General features: G+C 39.9%; 2 protein-coding genes and 1 pseudogene. All 3 read left to right on the top strand.

Features of this window, described 5'->3' with window-relative positions:
- Nucleotides 1-218 (top strand): zinc ribbon domain-containing protein (locus BHE89_RS13770; RefSeq protein ID WP_141008301.1); only part of this gene is annotated, 218 nt, incomplete at its 5' end.
- A gap of 294 nt (nucleotides 219-512) precedes the next feature.
- Complete coding sequence (locus BHE89_RS13765; protein ID WP_069368268.1) at nucleotides 513-2,255, top strand: AAA family ATPase; 1,743 nt, start codon at nucleotides 513-515, stop codon at nucleotides 2,253-2,255.
- 83 nt (nucleotides 2,256-2,338) lie between these two features.
- Nucleotides 2,339-2,859: pseudogene (gene fabA / locus BHE89_RS13760) on the top strand (bifunctional 3-hydroxydecanoyl-ACP dehydratase/trans-2-decenoyl-ACP isomerase).
- Nucleotides 2,860-2,941: the final 82 nt, after the last annotated feature.

The raw sequence follows: 2,941 nt of genomic DNA, 5'->3' as shown, positions 1-2,941 counted from the left end.
GTTCGAAAACCTGTCATTGCTGCGGTCATAAAATGTCAGAAATGCCACTACATAAGCGTATCTGGCAATGCCCTGAATGTGGAGTTGAACATGACCGAGATATCAATGCGGCAATCAATATCCGACACAAGGGCATATTGGAATTACACGCGGCGGGACTCGTCGTTTCAGCCCATGGAGACCCGCGTAAATCCGTCGTACAGAGGGTTGCGGTCTGAGAAGTGGGAAGCCTCGCCGTTTACGGCGGGGGAGCAGTCACATAATCTTTCTTATCAATTAATAACAAGCCTCGATAAGGGATAGTTTTCTGAACACGTTATGATAGAATCGAGCGTCGCTATGATAAAACCTTAATGACCTTACATTAACTCGTCATTATAAGGTCGTAGCAGTACATATTCCCTGCCTATACAGTTGATGACAGTTAAAGAACCGTCTTATTGCAGGATAGATATCGACTTATATGATATCTAATTATCTCTTTTCACTAATCAATAATAAAAACGGTAACCTTGAAAAACAACGAATTAGAATGGCAGGCGTTACGTCCTGATTACGCCTCCTACCAAACTTTCTTTCAAACAGCATCTCAATTACCTGCATCTCTACTACGTGAGGTTCAACCTCGCCTGTATGAAAGCCTGCAATGGTTAAATAATGCAGATTCAGGGCAGTTTATGCTGTTAAAAGCGGATGATTCCACTGCTTACTTTGATATGCTGACAGACACATTAACGCAATCAGGGATCAAAACAGATCCTGTTGTTGGCAGTTATCAAGCAGAAACCAGTAAAATCGATTGGCAAGAAAATGTACAAAGTACATTTTCATCATCAGAATCTATTGTTTGTTGTCAATGGATAGAGCCTGAACAACTTTTTGGTTCATTCTATTGCCATAAAGATGAAGTTACCCTTAGCCCTGGATTGTTGCATAAAGTAAATGGAGGCATCTTAGTCCTCTCTATAAAATCTTTACTTGCGCAACCATTAATGTGGTTCCGCCTTAAGAAAATGGTTGAAGAACAGCGTTTTGAGTGGTTGGTCTGGAATGACAACCAATCCCTGCCTTTACCTATTGAAAGTATGCCACTTAACCTTCGAGTTATTTTAGTTGGTGATAGACTTAGTCTTGAAGAGCTTGAATTTATAGAGCCAGAACTAAGTAGTACTGCTTTATATGGTGAATATGAATACGACATGTATTTAGAAGACGAAACAGCTCTTGCTCAATGGTGCGGCTTTGTAAATTCACTGTGCCAAAAATATCGTCTGCCTTCTCTATCTGCTGATGCTTGGGAAGTCTTGCTAACACAAGCAGCAAGACAACATGAAGATCAGCTAATTTTGAGCCTAGATTTAGAATGGATTTTACGCCAGCTTCGCTATGCAGTACGTTTTAATCATGATGCTTTTCTAAATGCTGATGCATTGAAAAAAGCAGAAGAAAATCGCCTATGGCGACACAGTTATTTGTTAGAACGTAGTCGTGACGAGATTTTACAAGACCAAGTTATGATACAAACAGAAGGTGAAGCTGTTGGTCAAATCAATGGACTTTCTGTCTTAGATTACCCAGGATACCCTGATTTAATCGGAGAACCGACTCGCATTACCTGCGTTGCACATATAGGTGATGGTGAGTTCACGGATGTTGAGCGAAAAGCTGAGCTTGGCGGTAATCTTCATGCAAAAGGCATGATGATTATGCAAGCTTACTTAAACTCAGAATTACGTTTAGACCAACCACAGCCATTTAGCACCTCGATTGTTTTTGAGCAATCATATGGTGAAGTTGATGGTGATAGCGCCTCTTTAGCTGAATTATGTGCTTTTATTAGTACACTGGCACAACAACCTATTGATCAACAAATTGCTGTTACAGGTGCCGTCGATCAATTTGGTCAAGTCCAACCGATTGGTGGCGTAAACCAGAAAATCGAAGGCTTCTTTGATATCTGCCAACAAAGAGGATTAACAGGTGCGCAAGGCGTAATTATTCCTCTTGCCAATATTCGTCATCTTGTACTCAACGAAAATGTGCAGCAAGCGGTAAAAGAAGAGAAATTTCATATTTGGCCTGTTACCCATGTTGCGGAAGCAATAACATTATTGACCCGTCAGCCATATTATGAAGAGCAATGTGAACCAGAACAATCAGACTCACACTTGTTAGCTGTGATCCATGATCGCATAACACTCGCAAATAATCAGGATAGACCTAAATTGCCTTGGTTCTTACGTCTATTCAGATAATTCTGTTTCAAGTGATCGGAGTTGTTCAGCGTACAAGTGTAAGCTATTCTGTTATCTTACACTTGATAAAGGCTATATAGACAATGGTTGATAAACGCGAATCTTATTCTAAAGAAGACCTCATTGCTTCAGGCCGTGGTGAATTATTTGGCCAAGATGGCCCACCACTGCCATCTGGTAATATGTTAATGATGGATCGCATCATTAAAATGACAGAAGATGGCGGCACCCATAATAAAGGCTTTATCGAAGCAGAATTCGATATTAAGCCAGATTTATGGTTCTTTGATTGTCACTTCGTCAATGATCCGGTTATGCCTGGTTGCTTAGGCCTAGATGCCATGTGGCAACTTGTCGGCTTCTATCTTGGCTGGCTTGGTGGTGAAGGTAAAGGCCGTGCGCTTGGTGTCGGTGAGGTAAAATTCACTGGGCAAATATTACCAACAGCAAAAAAAAGTTACCTATAAAATTGATTTCAAACGTGTTATCAATCGTAAACTGATTATGGGTATTGCCGATGGCGAAGTGTATGTTGATGGTAAGCTGATTTATGAAGCAAAAGATTTAAAAGTTTGGCTTATTTAAAGATACAACTGCATTCTAAAAGTCTAAGATCAATTTCTCCCCAATTTATTATAAAATACCGTATAATTAAAAATATACGGTATTTTTTTTTATCTATTACT

It is taken from the genome of Shigella sp. FC1967, from assembly GCF_001743005.1.
Lineage (GTDB): Bacteria > Pseudomonadota > Gammaproteobacteria > Enterobacterales > Enterobacteriaceae > Proteus.
Note: the sequence above shows the minus strand (reverse complement) of the source record. Positions and strands in the feature narration are given on the sequence as shown.